The 22,179-nt window shown below is 73.0% G+C and carries 9 protein-coding genes and 2 pseudogenes; 2 read left to right on the forward strand and 9 right to left on the reverse strand.

The annotated features are described in order from the left end of the window. Positions 1-42: 42 nt before the first annotated feature. The 9 genes and pseudogenes from ACZ4N4_RS26825 to ACZ4N4_RS26865 form a co-directional block, all read right to left on the reverse strand. Entirely contained in the window at positions 43-13,731 is a 13,689-nt protein-coding gene (locus tag ACZ4N4_RS26825) for an SDR family NAD(P)-dependent oxidoreductase (protein WP_467592982.1), read from the reverse strand. A 147-nt stretch (positions 13,732-13,878) separates the two neighbouring features. Beyond that, positions 13,879-15,606 carry a fatty acyl-AMP ligase gene (locus tag ACZ4N4_RS26830; RefSeq protein ID WP_467592986.1) on the reverse strand — a complete coding sequence of 576 codons (1,728 nt, stop codon included), beginning with the start codon at positions 15,604-15,606 and terminating at the stop codon, positions 13,879-13,881. A gap of 337 nt (positions 15,607-15,943) precedes the next feature. After that, a complete protein-coding gene (locus ACZ4N4_RS26835) occupies positions 15,944-16,555 on the reverse strand; it encodes a GAF domain-containing protein (RefSeq protein WP_453580125.1) in 612 nt (203 codons plus the stop codon). Beyond that, positions 16,521-17,141: a GTP-binding protein gene (locus tag ACZ4N4_RS26840; RefSeq protein ID WP_467592991.1), complete on the reverse strand. Its 621-nt coding sequence runs from the start codon at positions 17,139-17,141 to the stop codon at positions 16,521-16,523. Before ACZ4N4_RS26840 ends, ACZ4N4_RS26835 begins: the two co-directional genes overlap by 35 nt. Next, on the reverse strand, positions 17,119-17,505 hold the full coding sequence (locus ACZ4N4_RS26845) for a DUF742 domain-containing protein (protein WP_093498008.1): 387 nt from the start codon (positions 17,503-17,505) through the stop codon (positions 17,119-17,121). Before ACZ4N4_RS26845 ends, ACZ4N4_RS26840 begins: the two co-directional genes overlap by 23 nt. Positions 17,506-17,508: 3 nt before the next feature. Next, complete coding sequence (locus ACZ4N4_RS26850) at positions 17,509-17,901, reverse strand: roadblock/LC7 domain-containing protein (RefSeq protein WP_351959241.1); 393 nt, start codon at positions 17,899-17,901, stop codon at positions 17,509-17,511. Positions 17,902-17,976: 75 nt separating this feature from the next. Beyond that, positions 17,977-19,440 (reverse strand): sensor histidine kinase, encoded by a 1,464-nt coding sequence (locus tag ACZ4N4_RS26855; protein WP_467592996.1) that lies wholly within the window; start codon positions 19,438-19,440, stop codon positions 17,977-17,979. Between the two features lie 885 nt (positions 19,441-20,325). Continuing rightward, positions 20,326-20,526: pseudogene (locus ACZ4N4_RS26860) on the reverse strand (hypothetical protein); the annotation flags it as partial. A gap of 114 nt (positions 20,527-20,640) precedes the next feature. After that, positions 20,641-20,754 (reverse strand): annotated as a pseudogene (locus ACZ4N4_RS26865) (IS5/IS1182 family transposase); the annotation flags it as partial. 125 nt (positions 20,755-20,879) lie between these two features. On the opposite strand from ACZ4N4_RS26865, the gene ACZ4N4_RS26870 reads away from it, so the two are divergent. Both ACZ4N4_RS26870 and ACZ4N4_RS26875 read left to right on the forward strand, forming a co-directional pair. Beyond that, positions 20,880-21,539, forward strand: coding sequence for a hypothetical protein (locus tag ACZ4N4_RS26870; protein WP_467592999.1), 660 nt, complete (start codon positions 20,880-20,882; stop codon positions 21,537-21,539). Positions 21,540-21,568: 29 nt separating this feature from the next. Continuing rightward, positions 21,569-21,931, forward strand: coding sequence for a hypothetical protein (locus ACZ4N4_RS26875; RefSeq protein ID WP_467593002.1), 363 nt, complete (start codon positions 21,569-21,571; stop codon positions 21,929-21,931). The last annotated feature ends 248 nt before the right edge of the window (positions 21,932-22,179 follow it).

Raw genomic sequence — 22,179 nt, forward strand, 5'->3', positions numbered from 1 at the left:
CGACATCCGAGGAAGTCCTCGCCTGCTTGCTGCGGCACGTCCTCACTGCTGCTCCCAGGACCGGAACGCCCTCAGGTGGTCCGGTGCGACCACGGCCTCCAGGCTCTCGTCGTCCTGGTCACCGCCGCCGAGCGCGGCCACCAGTCGCCGTGCCGGTACGTTGCGCTCCGTGCGCTCCGCCGTCAGCCGGACTTTCGTGCAGCCCAGTTCCTCGGCACGGTCGGCCAGCCACTGCAACAGGCGTTCCTCGACCCCTCGGCCGAGCGCCCGGCAGCTCATCAGCCAGCCCATGACCTCGAGTTGGTCGCGGTCCGCACACAGGGCGAGGAGGGCGATCTGCCCGTAGTCACCGAACCGGTCCCGGGCCGCCGCCGTCCACACCTCGCCCCGCTCCCGCCACCGGGTGACGTCGCCGCCGTCGGCCGACCGGGAGTGGAGTGCGAACTGGTTGGTGCGGCGGACGAGTTGCTCGGCCCGCCGTACGTCGGCCTCGGACAGCGCCCGGACGTCGACCTCCAGCTCCAGCTGTGCGAGGAACTCCTCGAACCCGGCCGCTTCGCGGACGGTCTCCCGCTCCCGCTCCTGCGCGTAGAACCCGGCCCGCAGCGCGTCCTCGGCGGTCGCCGCCGCCGGGACCAGCGGCCACAACCGGTCCAGGAACTCCTCCAGTTCGTCCGCGGGCGGGCAGGTCACCGACAGCATCTGCGGCAGCGCGGAGCGCGCCTTGGCTATCTCGGCGGGGTTGTCGTCCAGGAACAGGAAGCTGTCCAGGCCGAGGCCGAGCGTGCGTGCGGCCTCGGCCAGGCGGCGCGGCTTCGGTCCCCAGGCGGCCGACAGCACGCTGAAGTGCTCCGCCTTCAGCAGGCTGTCCGGGCGCTCCAGGACGGCGCGGACTGTGACCTCGTCGTTGTTGCTGACGAGCGCCAGCAGCGCGCCCGTCTCGCGCCACTGCAGCAGCCTGCGCGCGAGCAGGGCACGCGGGCCGGACAGGTCGACGGCCTCGGGGCCGATCTCGCCGGCGACCCCGCCCCACAGGGTCTCGTCGCCGTCCACCGCGATCACCTTGGGCGCGGGGCGCAGCACCGCCCGTACGACCTCGCCGAGCCGCAGCGCCACGGCCGCCTGGAAGGGCGGTGTGAAGGGCAGGTGGGCCAGCCGCTCGGTCCGCTCGTCGAAGCGCTCCCCGCCCGGGTGGTGCCGGGTCCAGTCGTCGGAGCCGAGCACCGCGATGCCGGGCAGCCCGGCCAGGTCGGCGGCGACCTCGCGCTCCCACTGCGTCAGTCGGTCCTCCTGACGGGCGGCGGGCAGGAAGCCGACGATCAGCGGCTTGCGGGTGCGTTCCGACAGGGCCTTCAGCGCGGTCGGGTAGGCGGTGCGCAGCTCGGCGAGCAGCGCGTCGTCGACCGGGCCGAAGCGCTCCAGGTCCACCGCCCGCAGCAGCACCGCACCCACCGCGGTCGCGGGGTCGGCGAAGACACCCGAGGGGTCCTGGAGACTCGCGAGCACGTGGTGGTACGGCGCCTCGGTGATCGCCGGTCCGCCGTCCCCGGCACCGTTCTCGACAGCTGCCTCGCACATCAGCGGGAGGTTGCCGAGGGCGAAGGTGGCGGCGAGGGCCAGGGACCGGCGAGGTGCGGGCGCCGTACCCGCGGGAGCCGCGGTGCCGGCGCGCGCCGGTGCCGCAGGGTCCTCAGCGGCCTCCCCCAGCAACCGCAGGAACTCCTCCCCCAGCTCGGCGGTGGCCGCGGCGTCCAGGATGTCCACGTTGTGGTCGAGCCGGATGCGTGCCGCGTTCGGGGTCATGGTGATCATCAGGTCGAGGTCGGAGTAGCCGGTGCCGGCCGGCAACACCTCCAGCCGGGTGAGGTGGCGCGAGGACTGTACGTAGTTGAAGTAGACCTCGACGAGCGGCGCGTTCTCCCGGTGCAGGCCCTGCCGGGCCAGGGTGGCCAGGACGTCGGTGAACATGGCGCCCTTGGACAGGAGGCGCTGCAGGCGCGCGTCGGTGCGGCGCAGCACCTCGGCCACCTGTTCGCCCGCGCGGGCTTCGGCCGGGAACGGCACCGGCACGCCGAAGAAGCCCACCGCGTCGTACGCGTCGGCGTGGATGCGGGTGTCCACGGGCACGGCAAGCACGAACCGCTCCCGTTCCCGCTTCCTGGCCAGCAGCACCGTCAGGGTGCCGAGGCAGAAGGCGGCGGGAGTGACGGCCAGCCTGCTCGCGGCCGCCGCAACCCGTTCCATCAGCCCGTCGGGAATCGTCGCGGTCACGCTGCCGGCCCGGTACGACCGGGTCGCCGGGGTCGGCCGGTCCAGCTCCAGGTCGAGCCGCTCGCTGCCGTGGAAGTGCTCGCGCCACTCGGCGCCCGCCCCCTCGCCGCCCTGCTGGGCCTCGATGAGCAGGGCGATGTCGCGGTTGGTGACGGCGGCGTCGAGGGGGGTGCCGGACAGTTCCGCGTCGATCTCCCCGGCCACGAGCAGCAGAGACTGCAGGTCGCTGACCGCGTGGTGGGCGCCGAACACCAGAATCTGGCCGTGTGTGCCACCGTCCACCAGCTCGAACCGCCACAGCGGTGTCGTCGCCAGGTCGAACGGCGGCTCCATCAGGGCGCGCAGGCACTCGGCGCCGTCGAGTGGGCCTTCGACGGCCGTGCAGCGCAGCACCGGCTCCGCCGGCTCCCGGTCCACGCGCAGCTGCCGGACGCCTTCCTCCCCGGTGATGATCGCGGTGCGCAGGGCCGCGTGTCGCGCGACGAGCCGCGTGAGGATGCCGGTGAGCGTCTCCGGTGTGGTCGGCGCGGTCAGCCGTGCGGCGAGGCCGATGCCGTGCGCCGCGTCCGGCATGCCCGGCCGGGCGCTGCGCAGCAGTCGTACGACGTCGCGCGTCGCGGGCCGCAGTTCGGTCTCCGGGACCTCCCGGGCAAGGTCGCCGGAGTCCTGCCGCGCCACGGCGCCCCGCTCCGGAAGGCCCTCGGCCAGGGCCTGGGCGAGGCCGCGGATGTCGGACGCCGCGAACACGTCCGCGGCCGACGGCGCCACGCCCAGTTCGCGGACGAAGGCGTTGCGCAACCGCACCAGCATCAGGGAGTCCAAGCCCAGTTCCTTCAGGGCCGTGGTCGCCGACGCGTCGACCGCTCCTCCGGAGACCTCGCCGACCCGGGCCCGGACGTACGCCTCCAGCCAGGTGGCGCGGTCCTGGTCGGTCGTCGCCGCGAACACCTTCGTGACGAGGTCGTCCGAGGCGGCCGTGCCCGCCGGGACGGTGACCAGGTCGCCCAGGATCGGGCGGGTGCGCACGGCGTCGGGGACGAGCGTCAGCACCTCCCGGTCCAGGGCGATCGGCGCGAGCTGGCGGCGGGCGGTGGCCAGGACCCGCTCGAACAGCTCGCCGCCCTCCTGCGGCGAGAACGCGACCAGGCCCGAGCGGCCGGTCTCGGCGGCCCGGATGCCGGACTCGCCGACCATGCCGACCCCGGCCCAGGCACCCCAGTCCAGGCTCAGCGCCCGGCGCTTCGAGTGGGAAAGGTGGTGTGCCCAGGCGTCGAGGAAGGCGTTCGCCGCCGAGTACGGGCTCTGCCCGGCCGACCCGAGGAGTCCTGCCGCGGAGGCGAACAGGACCAGGTTCCGGGCCTCCGGGATCAGCTCGGTGAGGAGAGCGGTGCCCAGGACCTTCGGGGCGAGGACGCGCAGGACGCGTTCGTCGGTCAGGTTCGCCACCGTGGCGTCGTCGAGCACACCAGCGGCGTGCACGACCGTGGCGACCGGGCCGCAGGCGTGCCGTACGGCGTCCAGGGCGGCCGTGAGACTCTCCCGGTCGGCGACGTCGGCGCGGGCCAGGTGCACGGTGACGCCTCGCTCTTCCAGACCCGTGATCCAGTTGCCGGCCTCCGCGTCGGGCGTGCCCCGGCTCAGGAGAGCCAGTCGGCGGGCCCCGCGGCGGGCCAGCCGCTCGGCGACGACGCGGCCGAGGCCGCCCAGACCGCCGGTGATCAGGTGCACACCGTCCACTGAGGTCTCGCCGTGATGGCCGTCGTCCGGGCGGGTGTGGGCCAGGCGCGGCACCAGGCGGCCGGTGCCGCGCAGCGCGACGAGCCGTTCGTCGTCGGCGTGCCTGAGCTGGGTCCACAGGGCGTCGACGCCGTCGGTGGGCGGCAGGTCGATCAGCGTGGTCGACAGCTCCGGGTACTCCTGCGCCACCGTGAGCCCGAAGCCCCAGGCGAGCGCCTGCTGCGGGTTGGTCACCCCGGTGCTGTCGCCGGCTGCCTGACTGCCGCGTACGACCACGAACAGGCGCGGAGCCCGGCCCTGCGGACGGCCGACGAGGGCGCGCACCAGGTGCAGGGTGCTCAGGCAGCACAGTCGCGCCGCCTGCTCGGCCGATCCGGCGTCGGCGATCGCCGGGGCGTCGAGGGCGGTCAGCTGCACCACCTGCTCGGGCGGTCCGCCCGCGAATGCCTCCTCCAGCAGCCGGGCCAGGTGGTCGGGGTCGGCCGGATCGAGGACGTAGCGTCCCGGTCCCTCGACGGCGAAGGCGTTGCCCCGGCGGGCGAAGACATGCGGCACCGAGGACCCGAACCGCTCGCCGAGCGCATCCGCCACCCCGGTGTCGTCGGCCAGGATCAGCCAGCTTCCCTTCACCGGCGGTTCCTGCGCCACCGGGCGCGGGTGCCAGCGGGTCTCGAAGAGGGCGCCGTCCGGCGGCGAGAGCGCGGCCAGCCGGAACTCCTCGATCTCCAGGACGAGTTGTTCGTCCTCGTCCCAGATCCTGATGTCCAGGGTGGCGGTGTCGCCGGACACGGAGCGCAGTGCGCAGCCGGCCCAGGCAGGCGTGGTGCGCCGGCCGGTGAACCGCAGCCGCCCCGCCCCGGCGGGCACGAACGCCCGGCCCTCGGGCGCGTCCTGAGGCAGGGCGGCCGTGTGGAAGGCGGAGTCGAGGACCGCGGGATGCAGCAGATGACCCGCGGCGGGCCTGGCGGCCAGCCGGCCCAGGGCCGCCGAGTGGCCGCGGCGGCCCTGCTCCAGGCCCCGGAAGGCGGGGCCGTGGTCGATGCCGAGGGCGCTCAGACCGGCGTACACCGCCGGCAGGTCCGCATCCTGCGTGCACTGCTCACGCACAGTGGTGAGCCGCAAGTCGTCGAGCCGTGCGTCGGGCGGGGGTTGCTCGCCGGTCACCGCGACGCGTCCGCCGACGTGCCGCACCCACCGCGGGCTCCGCTCGCCGACGCCCGCGGAGGCGACGGTGAAGGACCGGAAGCCGTCCCGGGCGGGCCGCAGCACCAGCTGCACCCGTACGGGCCGTTCGGGATCCATCCGCAACGGCTGCACGAACTCGATCTCGCTCAGGTGGACTTGGCGCCCGTCCTGCACCGCCGAGGCCGCCTCCAGCACCATGTCGAGGAAGGCGGCGCCGGGCAGCCAGACCTCGCCGTCCACCCGGTGGTCCCTCAGATAGGCGAAGCGGCTGTCCCGCAGGTCGATGTCGCTCTGGAACAGGTGCCGGTCGGGCTCGTCACTGGACTCGAGGTGGGTGCCGAGGAGCGGTGAGGAGCCCGTGGTTGTGGCCGGGGCGGGCGTGAGCCAGTGGCGTTCGCGGGCGAAGGCGTACGTCGGCAGATCGACGCGACGGCCTTGCGGGAACAGCGCGGGCCAGTCGGGCGTGTGGCCCGCGACGTACAGCTCGCCGACCCCGCGCAGCAGCATGCCGGGTCCGTCCTGCTGGCGGCGCAGCGAGCCGACGCCGGCCACGTCGATGCCGGCTTCGGCCGCAACCGCCTCGATGGACGACAGCAGCGACGGGTGCGGGCTGAGCTCGACGAAGTAGCGGTAGCCGTCGTCCAGCATCCGTCGGACGGTGTCGGCGAACCGGACGGGCTGTCTGAGGTTGGCGTACCAGTACCCGGCGTCCAGCCGGTCGCCGGAGACGGGTTCGGCCAGCACCGTCGAGTACAGCGGGGTCGACGCCCGTGCGCCCCGGATGCCGGAGAAGCGGTCGAGCAGCTCCTCGCGCAGGGGTTCCATCAGCGGGGTGTGCGAGGCGAACGGCGTCGACAGCCGTCGTACGGCGATCCCACGCTCCTCGAGCCCGCGGCGCAGCTCGGCCAGCGCGTCGGCGGCGCCGGAGACGGCCGTGGAGCCCGCGCTGTTGACCGCGGCGACGAACAGCCGGCCCGCGTAGGGGGCGAGCAGTTCCTCGACCCGCGCCCGCGGCAGTTCCACCGCGACCATGCCACCCTGCCCGACCAGCGGGACGACGGCCTCGGCCCGACCGGTCACCACAGCCACGGCGTCGTCCAGGCCGAGGGCGCCCGCGCTGTACGCGGCGGCGATCTCGCCCAGGCTGTGCCCGACCACGGCGTCCGGGACCACGCCGAGGGCCCGCCACGCGGCGGCCAACGCCGCGTCGACCGCGAACAGCACCGGTTGCAGGCACTCGGTCCGATACAGCGGGGAGAACTCCTCCGGTGCCCGCAGCGCGTTGAGCACCGACCAGCCGACGTGCCGCTGCACCGCCTCGTCGATCCGGGTCAGCTCCTCGCGGAACGCCGCCGACCCGGCCAGCAACTCCATGCCCATGCCGGGCCATTGGCCGCCGTGCCCGGAGAAGACGAAGGCCACCCTGCCCGACTGCTCCTCCCGCGGCGTGGCCGGTTGCGTTCGTCCGCTGCTCAACGCATCCAGCACGGCGCGCAGTTCGTCCACGTCGCCCGCCGTGACGGCCGCCCGCCAGGGGAAGTGGCTGCGGTGCCGGGCCAGGGTGTAGGCGACGTCCGGCAGCGGCGTGTCCCCGGTCAGGTGCCGGGCCAGCCGTGCGGCCTGCCCGCGCAGCGCGGCCTCGCTCCGCCCGGACAGGGTGAACAGCCGCTTGCCAGACGGCTGTTCACCCGCGAGACCGGGCTCCGGCGCGGACGACGGGGCCTCCTCCACGATCACATGGCCGTTGGTCCCGCTGATCCCGAAGGCGCTGACGCCGGCCCGCCGGACGCGCGCCTTCGCCGCCGGCCACGGCACGGCTTCCTGCAGCAGGCGCAGGCCGCTGCCGTACCACTCGACGTGCCGGCTCGGTGTGCCGGCGTGCAGGGTGGCCGGCAGCATCCCGTAGCGTAGCGACTGCACCACCTTGATCAGTCCGGCGATGCCCGAGGCGGCCTGCGTGTGCCCGAGGTTGGCCTTGAGCGAGCCCAGGTACAGCGGGCGGTGCCGGGGGCGGGAGGCACCGAAGACCTGCGCCAAGGCGTTCGCCTCGATCGGGTCGCCCAGCGTTGTGCCCGTGCCGTGCGCCTCCACGTAGTCGATGTCAGCGGGTTCGAGGCCGGACAGCTCCAGGGCCCGCCGGATCACCTGTTCCTGCGCCGGGCCGTTGGGCGCGGACAGGCCCTGGCTGCGACCGTCCTGGTTGACGGCCGTGCCGCGCAGCACCGCAAGCACCTCGTCGCCGTCCCGCCGCGCGTCGCTCAGCCGCTTCAGTACGAGCATGCCGGCGCCCTCCGCCCAGACGGCGCCGTCGGCGTCGTCGGAGAAGGAGCGGCAGCGGCCGGTCGGGGACAGGCCCCGCAGCCGGCTGAACTCCACGAAGGTCTGCGGGGTCACCATGAGCGTCACACCGCCGGCCAGCGCCAGGTCGCAGTCGCCCGACCGCAGCGCCTGCGCCGCCAGGTGCACCGCGACGAGGGACGACGAGCACGCCGTGTCCACCGTCAGCGCCGGGCCGTGCAGCCCGAGCGCGTACGCCAGCCGGCCCGAGGCCACGCTGAGCGCCGACCCGGTGCCGACGTACCCGTCCAACTGGTCGAGCCGCGAGCCCGAAAGGTAGTCGCTGCCGAACATGCCGACGTACACGCCGGCGGTGCTGCCCGCCAGTTCGGCGGGCACGATCCCGGCGCGCTCCAGCGCCTCCCACGCGGTCTCCAGCAACAGCCGCTGCTGCGGGTCCATGGCGGCCGCCTCCTTCGGGGTGATGCCGAAGAAGCCCGCGTCGAAGGACTCGATGTCGTCCAGGAAGCCGCCCTCCCGGGCGTACGACTTGCCCGGCGCCTCCGGGTCGGGGTCGTACAGCGACTCGACGTCCCAGCGCCCGGCCGGGAACGGGCCGACCGCGTCACGGCCCTCGGCGACCAGCTGCCACAGCTCCTCCGGGTCACCCACGCCGCCCGGCAGGCGGCAGGCCATGGCCACCAGGGCGACCGGCTCGTCGTGCGCCACGGTGCGGGGGTGCGGCGCGGCGGCGGGGCGGCGGCCGGTGGGGCCGCTCGTCGCGATCACGGTGGCCAGCAGGTGTTCGGCGAGGCGGGCGGGGGTGGGGTGGTCGAACAGCAGGGTGGCCGGGAGCCGGGAGCCGAGGCGGGCGCCGATGCGGTTACGGAGCTCCACCGCCGTCACCGAGTCCATGCCGAGGTCGCGCAGTGGCTGGTCGGCGCGGACGGACTCCGCCGAGCGCAGACCGAGGGCGCGGGAGGCCTCCTCGCGGACCAGGGCCAGGACGCGGTCGGCGCGCTCGGCCTCCGGCAGCCGGGCCAGCCGGTCCGCCAGGCCGTCCGCGCCGTCCTGCCCGGTGCGGGGCGCGGGCAGCAGGGAGCGCCACAGCGCGGCCGCACCGGCCGTGGTCTCACGCAGGCGGGCCAGGTCGAGCGCCCAGGCGACCAGGTGCGGGGCGCCCCGGCGCAGCGCGAGTTCGACGAGTTCGCGGGCCTGTTCCGGGTGCAGGGCGCGGTGGCCGAGGCGGGCCATCCGCTCCAGGTCGGCGTGTTCGGCGGCGAGACCCTCGCCCGCCCAGGCGCCGAAGGAAATCGACACCGCGGGCAGACCCGAGGCGCGCCGGTGTTGGGCGAGTTGGTCGAGGAAGGCGTTGGCGGCGGCGTAGTTGGCCTGGCCCGCGTTGCCGACGACACCGGCGGCGGAGGAGACCAGCAGGAACAAGTCGAGCTGCGCGTCCGCGGTGAGCCGGTGCAGGTGGGTGGCGCCGTCCACCTTGGGGCTGAGCACCCGCGTGAGGCGTTCGGGGGTCAGCTCGGCGACCACTCCGTCGTCCAGGACGCCGGCGCAGTGCACGACGCCGCGGAGTTCGCCGGCGACTGGACCGACGATGTCGGCCAAGGCCGCGGCATCGGCGACGTCGCAGGCCGCCACCTCGACCGCGGCGCCGAGCGCCGCCAGTTCCGCGACGACCTCGGCGGCGCGCGGGTCGTCGGCTCCGCGCCGGGACGTCAGCAGCAGGCGGGGCACGCCCCGTTCGGCGAGGAGCCGGGCGATGTGGCGTCCGACGGCGCCGAGGCCTCCGGTGATCAGTACGGTGCCGTCGACGGGTGTCCGTGCACGGTCCGTGTCGGCGGCGCGGGCGCGCACGAGCCGGGGCACGAGCAAGGTGCCCGCGCGCCCGGCGAGTTCGGGCTCGTCCCGGTGCGCGACGGCGGCGAGCAGGGCAGCCGCGGGATCGGTGTCCTCGAGGTCGAGCAGCGTCAGCCCGAGGTCCGGATGCTCGGCACGGGCGCTGCGGGCCAGGCCCCACAGCGCCGACTGGGCGAGGCCCGGCACGGTGTCCCGGTCGTCGGCCGCGACCGCGCCGCGGGTCACCCAGACGGTCCGGGTGGGTGCCTTCTCCTGTGCGGCGAGTGTCTGCAGTTCGGTCAGCGCGGCTTCCGTCACCTGTCGTGCGGCGGCGGCCGTCTCGGCGTCCTCGGCCGGTGGTGGCCAGAACCGTACGAGCACGTCGCCACCCGTGTCGCGACATGGGATCCCCGCGGCCTGGAGGCCGCGCAGGGCCGCGACGACGTCCGGATCGGACGGATCGCCGACGACCGTCCAGTCACCGGCCGGTTGCTGGACGCTCGGTTCGGGCGCGGACGTCCAGGCCACCTCGTACAGGTGCCGCCCGTTGCCCGAACCGCCGACGAGATCCGCCGGGCTCGCGGCCCGCAGCCGTACCCCCTCCAGCCGGCCCACGGGGAGGCCGTCGGCGTCCCACAGCGTCACGTCCAGCGTGAGATCCGTTTCGGTGGCGGCGGTGCGCCGCACGAGCACGGTGAGGTCGTCGGCGCCGCGGTGCGACAGCGCTGCGCGGCCCACCGCGACCGGAAGGAGCACCCGGCCATCGGGGGCGGCGCCTCCTTCGAGGGCCGCGGCCACGTGCAGCGCCGCATCCAGCAGCGCGGGGTGCACCGGGTAGGTATCGGCCGGGTCGTGGGCCACGGACGGCAGCGACAGCCGGGCCAGCAGCTCGCCGGCGCCGGTCACCACCGCCTCCCGTACGCCCTGGAAGGCCGGACCGTAACCGAGGCCGAGCCCGGTCAGGCGCTCGTATGTGTCCGGGCTCCAGGCGGGCTCCGCCGCCTGAGGCCACGTCGGCGGCCGCCCCGCCACCGGGGTCGTCCCGGCCGCCGAGGCGGTTGCGTGCTGGGTCCAGGTGGCCTCCTGGCCGCGCGGGCGGCTGTGCACGGTGAGCTCGGGTGCCGGGCCGGCGGTGACCACCTCGACGGACACCTCCACCGTGCCGGATGCGGGCAGCACGAGGGGTGCGAGCAACAGCAGGTCGGTCACGTCGGCCGGCTCGTCCGGGCGGGCCACGGCGAGTGCGGCCCGGCACAGCTCCAGCAAGGTCGTGCCGGACATCACGGTCCGGCCGAACACGGTGTGGTCGGACAGCCAGTCAGCGGTGGCCGGGGACCACTCGTTGCGGAAGGTCCAGCGGGTCTCGTCGGCCGACTGCAACTGGACGCCGAGCAACGGGTGCGCGGCACGGTCGAACAGGCCCGGACCGACCGAAGCGGACTCGGGTGCGATCCAGTGGCGCCGGGTGTCCCAGGCGTAGGTCGGCAGGTCCGCCCACGCGGTGTCGGCGACCATGCACCGCAAGTCCAACCGCCGTCCGTGGATGTGCAGTTCGGCGGCGGCGCGGTCCAGACAGGCGGGTCCGTCCTCGTCGCGGCGGAGGGAGCCGACGACGACCAGTTCGTGGCCCAGGTCCTCGCCGATCGTGTGCATCGCGGTGAGCAGGGACGGATGCGGGCTGAGTTCGACGAAGTGGCGGTAGCCGTCTGCCGCCATGCGCTCCACCGCGGGAGCGAAGCGGACGGGCTCGCGCAGGTTGCTGTACCAGTAGTCGGCCTCCAGCTCCTCGGTGACCGGCTCACCGGTGACGGTGGAGTACCAGACGACCGACGTGGGGTACGTGGTCACGCCGTCGAGCTCGTCGAGGATCGTCGCACGCACCTGCTCGACCCGGGCGCTGTGGGAGGCGTAGTCGACGTCGAGGCGACGGACGAAGACCTGTTCCCCGTCGAGGTCGGCGAGCAGGCCCTCCAGCGGCTCCACGTCACCGGCGATCACGGTCGCCCGGCCGCTGTTCACGGCGGCGACCGAGACCTGGCCACCGAGACCCCCGATGCGGGTGACGACCTCGGTGTGCGGCAGGCCGACGAAGGCCATGGCGCCGGTGCCGGACAGCTCGGCCAGGGCCCGGCTGCGCAGGGCGACCACCGCGGCCGCGTCGTTGAGGCTGAGCGCGCCGGCGACGCAGGCCGCGGCCACTTCGCCCTGGCTGTGCCCGATCACGGCGTCCGGCCGGACGCCGCGGGCCCGCCACACCGCGGCCAGGGACACCATCACCGCGAAGAGCAGCGGCTGGACGACATCCACACGGTCCAGGGACGGGGCTCCCGCCTCACCGCGCAGAGCCGCAGTCGCGGACCAGACGGTGAACGGTCGCAGGGCGGCGTCGCAGCGGTCGAGTTCGTCGGCGAACACGGGATCGCGTTCGAGCAGGTCACGGGCCATGCCGGCCCACTGGGCGCCCTGACCGGGGAAGACGAAGGCCACCTTGCCCGCGGGCAGCGTCCGCCGGGGGCCGGCGGTCAGGTCGGGATCGGGCCGGCCCTCCGCGAGGGCCCGCAGCGCGCTCAGCAGTTCGTCCCGGCCGGCCGCCTGGACGACGGCACGGTGCTCGAAGTGGGTGCGGTGGTGGGCCAGCGTCCCCGCCACGGCGGGCAGCGGCAACTCCGGCCGCCCGACGAGACGTGCGTGAAGTCGGCCGGCCTGGCTCTGGAGCGCGGGGAGCGTGCGGGCGGAGAGCGGGAAGAGCGTCGGGCCGCGCGACTCCGCCTCCGCCCCGGCCGGTGGGACGACGTCCTGTGGTGCCTCCTCCAGCACGACGTGCGCGTTGGTGCCGCTGATGCCGAACGCGCTCACCCCGGCCCGCCGCACGCGGGCGGCGTCGCGCGGCCACGCCCGGGCGCTGCCGTGCACGGCCAGGCCGCTGCCGGCCCAGTCGACGTGCTCCGTGAGGGGCTCGGCGTGCAGGGACGGTGGCATGAGCTCGTGCCCGAGCGCGAGCACCGTCTTGATCACGCCGCCGATGCCCGCGGCGGCCTGGGTGTGACCGATGTTGGACTTCAGCGAGCCGAGGCCGAGAGGCCGGTCGGCGGGGCGGCCCGGTCCGAACACGGCGGCCAGTGCGCGACCCTCGATGGGGTCGCCGAGCCGGGTGCCGGTGCCGTGCGCCTCGACGTGGTCCACGTCGTCCGGTGCGAGTCCTGCGGCGTCGAGGGCGGCGCGCAGCACCCGTTCCTGCGCCGGGCCGTTGGGGGCGCTCAGACCCTGGCTGCGGCCGTCCTGGTTGACGGCCGAGCCCTTGACCACGGCGAGCACCCGGTCGCCGTCGCGGCGAGCGTCGGCCAGCCGCTTGAGCAGCACCACACCGCAGCCCTCCGCCCACACCACGCCGTCCGCGTCGGCCGAGAAGGGGCTGCACCGCCCGGACGGCGACAGCCCACGCAGCCTGCTGAACTCCACGTGTCCCCGCGGGGTCACCAGCAGGCTCGCGCCGCCCGCCAGGGCGAGGTCGCACTCACCTGCCGCCAGCGCGCGGGCCGCCAGGTGCAGGGCGACGAGGGAGGAGGAGCAGGCGGTGTCGACGGTGACCGCCGGGCCCTGCAGACCGAGGGTGTAGGCGATGCGCCCTGAGGCCACGCTGGGTGCCGAGCCCGTGCCGACGTGCCCGTCGAGCTGGGCCAGCGAGGCGGCGGCGAGGTATCCGCTGTCGTACAGGCCGATGTAGACGCCCGTGAGGCTGCCGTGCAGCGTCGCGGGGACGATCCCGGCCCGCTCGATCGCCTCCCAGCTGGTCTGCAGCAGCAGCCGCTGCTGCGGGTCCATGGCGTCGGCCTCTCGTGGCGAGATCCCGAAGAAGGCGGCGTCGAAGCGGTCGATGCCGTCGAGGAAGCCGCCACGCAGTGTGTACGCCTTGCCGGTGGCCTCGGGGTCGGGGTCGTAGAGGTTCTGGGTGTCCCAACGGCTCGCCGGTACCTCACAGATGGCGTCCTCGGCGGCCGCGAGCAGCCGCCACAGCCCTTCGGGATCGTCGGCGCCACCGGGGAAGCGGCAGGCCATGGAGACGATGGCGATGTCGCCGTCCGCCGCCCGCGGCGGAGCCTCGGCGGAGACCGGGCCGGCCGTCGGAGCGGGCGGCCCGCCGAGGACCGCGTCGGCCAGCGCGGCGATCGTGGGGTGGTCGAAGACGAGCGACGGCTCCAGTGGTCGGCCGGTCCGTGCGGAGAGTTCCGCGGCCAGCGTCACCAACCGGCGTGACCCCAGCCCGAATTCCGCGATCGGCCGGTCCGGGTCGACGGCTCGCGGGTCGAGCCCGGCGGCCTCGGCGACGGCCGACCCCAGCCAGGCCCGTACGTCCTCGGCAGTGGTGAGCGGCATGATGGTGGACTGCTTCCGGGGCTCGTTCGCAGGCATCTGGGCAGGTGTCCTCAGGCAACGGTGACGCGGGCGGATTCCGCACGACCGCGTGCGGCAGCGGCGTACGGCTGAGATCGGGTGATGTACGGCCGAAGTCGACGGACGTGCGGCCGGCGCGGGCGGGCGCGCCGGCGGCTGGTGGGGTCATCCCGTGACGGGCACGTCCACCGAGGCGAGGGTGCCGTCGAGGTAGGCCGCCCGGGAGGCGTGGCGCTGGATCTTCCCGCTGGACGTCTTCGGGATGGTGCCGGGGCGGACGAGCACCACGTCCCTCACCGACAGGCCATGGGCCTGACCGATCGCGCTGCGCACCAGGTCGGTGATCTTCTCGGCCTCGCCGGCCGCCTCGGGCGCCACCTCGGCCACCACGACGACCTGTTCGCCCTCCACGCCGCCGGCGTCCACGGAGAACGCCGCGGTGCAGCCGGGCCGCAGTGCCGGGTGGGACAACTCCGCGGACAGCTCCAGGTCCTGCGGGTAGTGGTTACGCCCGTCGATGACGACGAGGTCCTTCAGGCGGCCGGTGACGAACAGTTCGCCGTCCCGCAGGAAGCCGAGGTCGCCCGTGCGCAGGAAGCGGCCCTCGCGGCCGGACAGGGTGGCGCGGAAGGTCTCGCGGGTGGCAAGGGTGTTGCGCCAGTAACCCTTGGCCACACTCGCGCCGGCGACCCGGATCTCGCCGACCTCGCCCTCGGGCAGTTCCTCCTGCCGCTCAGGGTCGGCGATCACCACGGTGATCCCGGCCCCGGGCCGGCCGCAGCCCACGGCGGCCGCGTCCGCCTCGCCGGCGTGCGGGCCGGTCTCGGCGGCCTCCAGCAGGGTGGGCGGGGCGTCCACCGCACCGCCGGTGACCATCAAGGTGGCCTCGGCCAGGCCGTAGCAGGGGTAGAACGCCTGATGGCGGAAGCCGGCCGCGCGGAAGGCCGCGCTGAATCGTCGCAGCGTGGCCGCGCGCACCGGTTCGGCGCCGTTGAAGGCGACCTTCCACGCGCTCAGGTCGAGGCTGTCGACCAGGTCGGCGGTGGCGTGCTTCAGACACAGCTCGTAGGCGAAGTTCGGGCCGCCGCTGGTGTGCGGCCGGTAGCGGCTGATCGCGGTCAGCCAGCGATCGGGGCTCTGCAGGAAGTGCAGCGGCGAGAAGAGCGTGGCCGTGGCGCCCAGGTACAGCGTGTTCAGCACCGGGCCCATGAGACCCATGTCGTGGTACACGGGGAGCCAGCTGAGGATCAATTCCCCGTCGTGCTCCGCGAGAACGTCCGGGGTGTGCCCCATCCGCTCGGTGATGATCCGCTCATTGTCCAGCAGGTTGCCGTGGGTGACCGCCACACCGCGCGGAGCCGAGGTGGAGCCGGAGGTGTACTGCAGGAAGGCCACCGAGTCGGCGGTGAGGTCGGGGGCGTGCCAGGAGCCGGCCGCGTCGTCGGGGATGTCCTCGGTGGCGGCGCAGGTGACCGCGTCCAGGTCGGGCAGGTGCTCGGTCCAGGTGCGCAAGGCGCGGACGACTTCACGGCTTCCGAGGATCACCTTGGCGTCGGAGTCGGCCATCAGACGCTTCATCCGGATGAGAGCGCGGTGGTTCTGCGACCGTCCCTTCGGGGGCACCCCCGGCACGGCGACCACGCCGGCGGCGAGGCAGCCCAAAAAGGCGGAGACGAACTCCAGGCCGGGCGGATGGAGCAGGAGGGCACGCGAGCCGGCCAGGCCACGGTCCTGGAGCCAGGCGGCGACGGCCCGGGAGCGGCGGGCCAGCTGTCCGTAGGAGATCTCCTGGGTGTCCCCGTCGCAGTCGCCGGTGAGGAGGTACCGGTAGGCGGTGCGGTCGGGCTGTTGCTGGGCGTGTACGGTCAGTAATTCGACCAGGGTACGAGCCATGCGTCGAGTTCCACCTGTCCGGGTCAGCGGGTGAGGGAACCGGAGCTCGACGGGCGCGTGATGCACACGCGCAGAAGCTGTCGACCGGGCCCCTTTGCCAGGTCATCCGCCTCGCCACCAGCCCGGCGGCGAAATGGCCGCAGGCCTCCCCGCGCCCCCCCACTCAACTTGCTACCAATGAGTAACACCATAACAAGTCCCGCCGGTCGACGGGTCGAACGCATGTAAACGCTGCGTGTCCAAAAGGAGTTGGCTGTCCGCCGGCTCCGCCGGGCCGGCTCGCCCGTCCACGCACCCGGCGCCCTCCCGACGGTCGGAACCGCTCACTGGCCGCCGGTCAGCTGCGACGGCGCGCCGACTCCTCGAGCCGTTCGACCAGTTCCGCTGCCATGGCCTTGATGGTTTCCAGCCCCGTACGCCCCCATGGGTGCGGGTCCTGGTCGACCACGCAGATCGTGCCGAGCACCACGCCGGTGCTGTCTATCAGCGGTGCGCCCAAGTAGGAGTGGACACCGATCGCGTCGACCACGGGGTTACCGGCGAACCGCGGGAAGTCCCGGATGTCTTCCAGCACCAGCGCCCGGCGGCGCTTGACCACGTGCGGGCAGATGCCCATGTCGATGTCGCGGGGCATGACGCGGCCGGGCACCGGGTCCTCCAGCAACGGCGGTCCCACGTGGGCCGTGGTGTCCTGTGCGACGCTGTACAACCCTGCGAAGTACTGGCGGTCGGCGTCGAGGAAGAAGTTGACCCCGGCGTAGCAGCCACCGGTACGGTGTGCCAGCTTCCGCGCGAAGGCGTCGAGTTCCGTATCCGGGCGGGCTTCGATGCCCAGCTCGCGCAGCCGCTCGGTTCGGGTACGCACCTGTGGGTCCTCCGGGGGGAGGAGCAGGTGTCGCAGGGCGATCCCGGACTCAGGCCCGGAGGAGTTGGTCGGTGTCGCTGCCATGGGAACTCCTTGTCGTGAGCAGATACTCAATCAGTTCGAGCAGCACGCGGATGCCCGCGCTCTGGACGCGGGCGTCGCACAGCACCACCGGCACCTCCTGCCTGAGGTCGAGAGCGGTCCGCACCTCCTCCGCGCGGTAGCGGTGGGCGCCGTCGAACTCGTTGACGGCGACGACGAAGGGGATGCCACGCCGCTCGAAGAAGTCCACCGCCGCGAAGGAGTGCTCCAGCCTGCGGGTGTCGGCGAGGACCACCGCCCCGAGCGCTCCCTCGGAGAGCTCGTCCCACATGAACCAGAAGCGTTCCTGTCCTGGCGTGCCGAACAAGTACAGGACATGGGACGGACTGAGCGTGATCCGGCCGAAGTCCAGGGCCACCGTGGTGGTGGCCTTGTTCTCCACCCCGTCCAGCCGGTCCGTGGCCGCGCTGACCGCGGTCAGTAGCTCCTCGGTGCTCAGCGGCTCGATCTCGCTGAGCGCGTTGACGAAGGTCGTCTTTCCCACGCCGAACCCGCCGGCGATGAGCACCTTGATGCCCACCGGCAGGACATTGGCGGGCAGCGGATCACAGTCGTTTGAGGAGGCCATCGCGTACCGCTTCCAGGAGGTCTCGATCAGGTCGTGCGGAGTGGCCCGGGGCAGGCGGGGGCGCATCACCGGCGACCACCGCGCCGCCCTCGGCCAGATCGGACAGCAGCACCTTGACCACGGCGGCGGGCACCTGCATCCGGGCCGCGACCTCGGCGACGCTCACCGGCCGCTCGCACAGCGCCAGCACCTGCGCATGGTCCAGTCCGAAAGCGCCCTGCGTCTGGGCGCCGGTGGCCCGCACCACGGTCACGAGGGTGAAGTGGGACGTGGCCCTGGTCCGGCCGTCGCTCACGGTGTAGGGACGGACCAGCCGCCCGACCGCTTCGTCGATCAGCGGTCCGTCTGGGAGGACCGGCGTCATCGGTTATCCCACCGGGTGCCGGGGCGGTGTGGCCAGGTGCGGGCGCACGCTCTTCACCATCATCCCCATCTCGTAGCCCAGCACCGCTGCGTCCGCCTCGCGTCCGGCCAGCACCGCCAGCACCGCGCCGTGCCCGGCGGCCGAGACGAACAGCAGCGAGGAGCTGAGTTCCGTCACGATCTGTCGCACGTCACCGCCGTCGTCGAAGTGCCGGCCCGCGCTGCGTGCCAACGAGTACAGCCCACTGGCAAGGGCGGCCAACTGGTCCGCGGCGTCGCCGTCGAGTCCCTCCGCTGCCTTCACCAGTCCGTCCGAGGACAGCAACAAGGCACTTCGGGTGTGTGGCACCCGGTTCACCAGACCCGTCAACAGCCAGGAAAGGTCTTCGCTCGCCACGATCGTGTACTCCTCTTCGACGGAAGGAAACGGCTTGCTGGACGGGGCCCGGAGGCCTTCAGGGCGGCTCGGCTGTCAGTGCGTCTCCGCTTCCTCGGCTCTGCGCAGTCCGGTCTGGAACGCGGCCATCAGGCCCGGGTCGTGTGCGATGTCCTCGGCGGTGCCGGGGACCGGGTGCGGCTGTTCGGCGGCGTGGTCCTGGCGGCGGCGCTGAGGCAGCCGCGGACGGTCGTCCTCGCCGTCGGAGGGCATCGGGGCGGGCGGGGGTTCGGAATCGGACACGCGCGGATCCGCGACGACGGTCGGCACTGTCGCCGGGGGGTCCGTCGCCTCGGGTTCCCCTGGGTATTGCGGCTCCGCGTCAGGGGTCGCGACAGCGGGGTGCTCGGGCGCGGGAGCTGCCGGCTGCGGGCCGAGCAGTGCCGTGGGCAACACCATGACGGCCTGCGTGCCGCCGTAGACGTTGCTCTGCAACTGCACGGCGATGTCATGCCGCTGGGCCAGGACCGAGACCACGTACAGGCCGATCCGGCCGTCCTGCAGCAGCTCGCCGAGGGCGACCTTGTCGGGTGCGCCCAACACCGTGTTCATCTGGTTGCGCTCGGCTGCCGACACGCCCAGGCCTCGGTCCTCGACCTCGATCGCCACCCCGGCAGCGACGGGCTCGACCCGCACGTGCACGGTGGTCTGGGGCGGTGAGAAGACCGTCGCGTTCTCCAGCAGCTCGGCCAGCAGATGGACGACGTCGACCACGGCGTGGCCGCTGACCGTTCCTTCGATGGGCGGGACCAGCCTGACCCGGGCGTACTGGTCGATCTCGGCGACGGCGGAACGTAGCACGTCGGTCAGGCCGACGGGACGGGTCCACTGGCGGTGGGTGTTCGCGCCGCCGAGCACGGCCAGGTTCTCGGCGTAGCGGCGGATCCGGGTGGACAGATGGTCCACCCGGAACAGCCCCTTGAGCAGGTCGGGGTCCTCGACCTCGTTCTCCAGGCTGTCCAGCAGTCCGATCTCGCGGTGCACCAGTGACTCGAGTCGACGCGCCAGGTTAGCGAACACCTCGAACTGCTCGAGCCGGGCGGTGTGTTCCGCGCCGAGCGTACCAACGGCGGTCTCCAGCAGGGCTGCCTCCGCCTCGTGCCGGGCCGCGGCGATCTCGAACCCGAGGCGGGAGAGTTCGTCCGGGCCGGTCTGCGGGGGCAGTTCCGGCCGACGCCGCACCGGGGGCTCCCCGGCCCTCAGCCGATGGAACAGCGACTCCAGTTCGGCTCTGCCCTCGGCTGTGACACGGATCAGCTCGGCCAGCTCGGCACGGTCCCGGTCGGCCGCACGGGACAGCTCCGTCCAGCGCTTGGTGACTGCTCGTGCCTCCGCCGAAGCCCTTGCACCCGCGATTCCTGCCGCCATGGCGCCGATGAGGACCACACCGCCGGACATCGCCACCTGGTCCGCCCGGTCCAGGTGGCCATCACTGACCAGCGCGGTGGCCACCGCACCGACCACGGCGACCACGCCCGGTGGCAGCACGGACCACAGCAACTGACGCCGCCTCAAGGACCCGGCTCGCGACTCGGCCGTCACACGGGCGGTCACGGGCGCTGCCGGCCGGTCGTCCGGCGGCGTGAAAGGATCGGGCATAACAGTCCCTGGACAGTGCGATGATCAGGCCGAGCGGGCACGTTACCGCGCACCAGGACTCCGGTGTCCAGCCTCTGACAGGCACAGAGATCGAACCGTTGTCCTTATCTTCGCTTCGATGTGCCCGTCCGGCGTGTGAGTCGGGGCACAGCTCGACGAGATGCTCAAGAAGGTCGACGTGGCTCTGGCCGACCGCGCCGACGTGACGCTACGGCTGCCGAGGCCGGAGTTCGACGACGACGGCGTCCTGCGTCGCACGACCGGCAACTAGCAGGCCGGCACGGGACCTGCCCTGCTCACCGAGGGTGCCACGCCGGCGTCCGTGTCCTGAGGGTCCATGAGCATGTTTCGCGCGAGTCGGGTGACCCATGCCGCGGTCGGGTGCGCGCTCGCACGGGGGATCCGCACACGCCGGGTGGCGTGCTCGACCTCGCGAGGACGTACGGGGTCGCCCCGGTCAGGGTCTTGGTCGCGAAGAAATCGACGGCGCGGATGGCCTGTGCTTGACGGCGTAGGAATGCAGCGCCGGTTGTGCAGGTGTGCTCGGGTGCGGTGCCGATACCGTGCTCCTCGAGGATGTTCCACACAGGGGATGCGGCGACCGTGCTGCCAAGGACGCCGACCCCACTGACGGAACGTACGGCGCGCGGTCGCCTGGGACGTTCGGGGCGGGAGGCCCCGCGTTGCGGCGGCGGAGCAGGTCGCGGTGCCCCACCGCGACCGACTGTTGCGGTGAAGACGTGGCGCGTTCGGCCCCGCCTACCTGGACGGCCTCATCGCGCGCTACGCGCCAGCCAGCTCCACGAACGCCTCGTGCGGCAGCGAGCCGTCGGGGTCGAACACGGTGAACAGCTCTGCTGAGGTGCGGCGCGAGGTCTGGTCGGCACCGATGTTGTCGGTGCCGGTCATGCTCACCCCGAATTCCACCGCAAGGTCACGAATCGCCACGACAGCGTACTCAGTGGTCGGCAAATGCGGTCTCTCCATGCACCGATCGTGCCCGACGAATCCCACAGAGGTCTAGACAACACTCCACGCCTCTCCTGACGGGCCGGGCTTTCCGCCCTTCCGTGTCGAGAGAGTGAGCCGTTTCCGTCCTCGCTCTGAGCTGGTCAGATGCAGGGTGAGGACAGCCTGAACGAGACTTGTGATGCGGTTGGCCGAGCAGCCGAGTTTACGTAGGAGCCGCCAGGACTTGAGGGTGCCGACGGTTCGGCGAGGTGCACAGGTGTCGTGGCGGCTTCCCGCAGCATGGAGGGGCCGGACGGGCGGGACACCTCGCGTCCCATCCGAAGCCCGCCGCGCTTGGCCGGCGGGTGCTGGAAGTGCATCGTCGCCTCATGGCTCGGATACTGGAATTCCAGGTCGCTTTCCGTCTGCCATCGCCTCCGCCGATGCGGCGAACACTGAGCAAGATCGGAAAAGAGCTGTTTTCTCTGCGCCACGACTCGTCACAGAGCTCACAGGACCGGGCGGCGCCGGCCGACTACGGACTGGACCACAGGCAGGTCGCCGAATTCGTCGCCGGCACGCTGGACGCGGAGGGCGAGGCGGCGCTCGCCTATCAGGTGCCGCGGCCGCTGCCCTTCCACTCGACCTGGCCCAACCGGGTCGCGGAGGAGATGTCGCAGATCATGGCCCACGTCGGTGATCAGCGTGAGCTGATGTCCTGGCTGGACCGGCACCCCGGCCTGGCACGGCTGGTGGCCCGCCTGTACGTCTTCATAGGCCTCCTCGACAGGTACAGCGCGGTGCCCCCGGTCGTGACCGCGATGCGTGAGTACCGGGAGCGCACACCCTATCCGCCGGGCCTGGAGCCCTACTTGGTGCCTGCCACCGATGACGACACGCTCGCGAGCATTGCTTTCAAGGTCGAGAAACTGCTCGGCGAGGAGCGGACCCGGGAGGCCGTCGAACTGGCCCTGACCACTGCGGCATGGCTGCAGCAGATCGCGCCGCGCACGCGACAGGATATCCGGGCGGCAGCAGCCGACATCTGACCACGACTGTCGAGAGGGCGGTGAACGGCATGACCGTGAAACTGAACGCGAGGGCGTTCAACCACGCAAAGAAACTGATCGAAGAGGGCCGCATCGTCCTGGACGACCGGGACGAGTGGAGCAAGCACCGGCCTTCGGCGGCGGACGAGAACGCCTACCTCGAGGAGCACGGATTCACCGAGTACGCCAGGTGGTACCTGGGCATCGACGACGAGATGGGAGAGGAGAGCAAGGGCCGGTACAAGTTCCCCTACGGCGACTTCGAGCGCGTCCACCGCTGCGGCGTGCTCTCCGCCGAGGTACGCGCCGGACAGCAGAAATACGCGGACATCGAGAACGCCGCCGCGCACCTGCACGGACTGCTGGACGGCAGGCGGGCCGCGAACCGGTGACAGCGCCGGAAAAGCTGCACCCTCCCCCGGTCCCCGGCGACGGTGTCGTCCACGGGGGTCCACGGGGGCTAGGCGTCGTCGCCCCCCCTAGCCCTCCGCCCGGGACGGTTCGCTCCGGGGGGACGTCCGGGTGCTGTGGAGGAACGTCTGCGGCCTCACCGTGCGAACGGTAGTCCAGCGTCGTCCGGCGTGAGGGGGCCGCTGCCGGGGTCGTCCGTTCGTGCGGATCGCGTCCTCAGCGTCAGGCG

It is taken from the genome of Streptomyces sp. NPDC026538 (assembly GCF_055567535.1).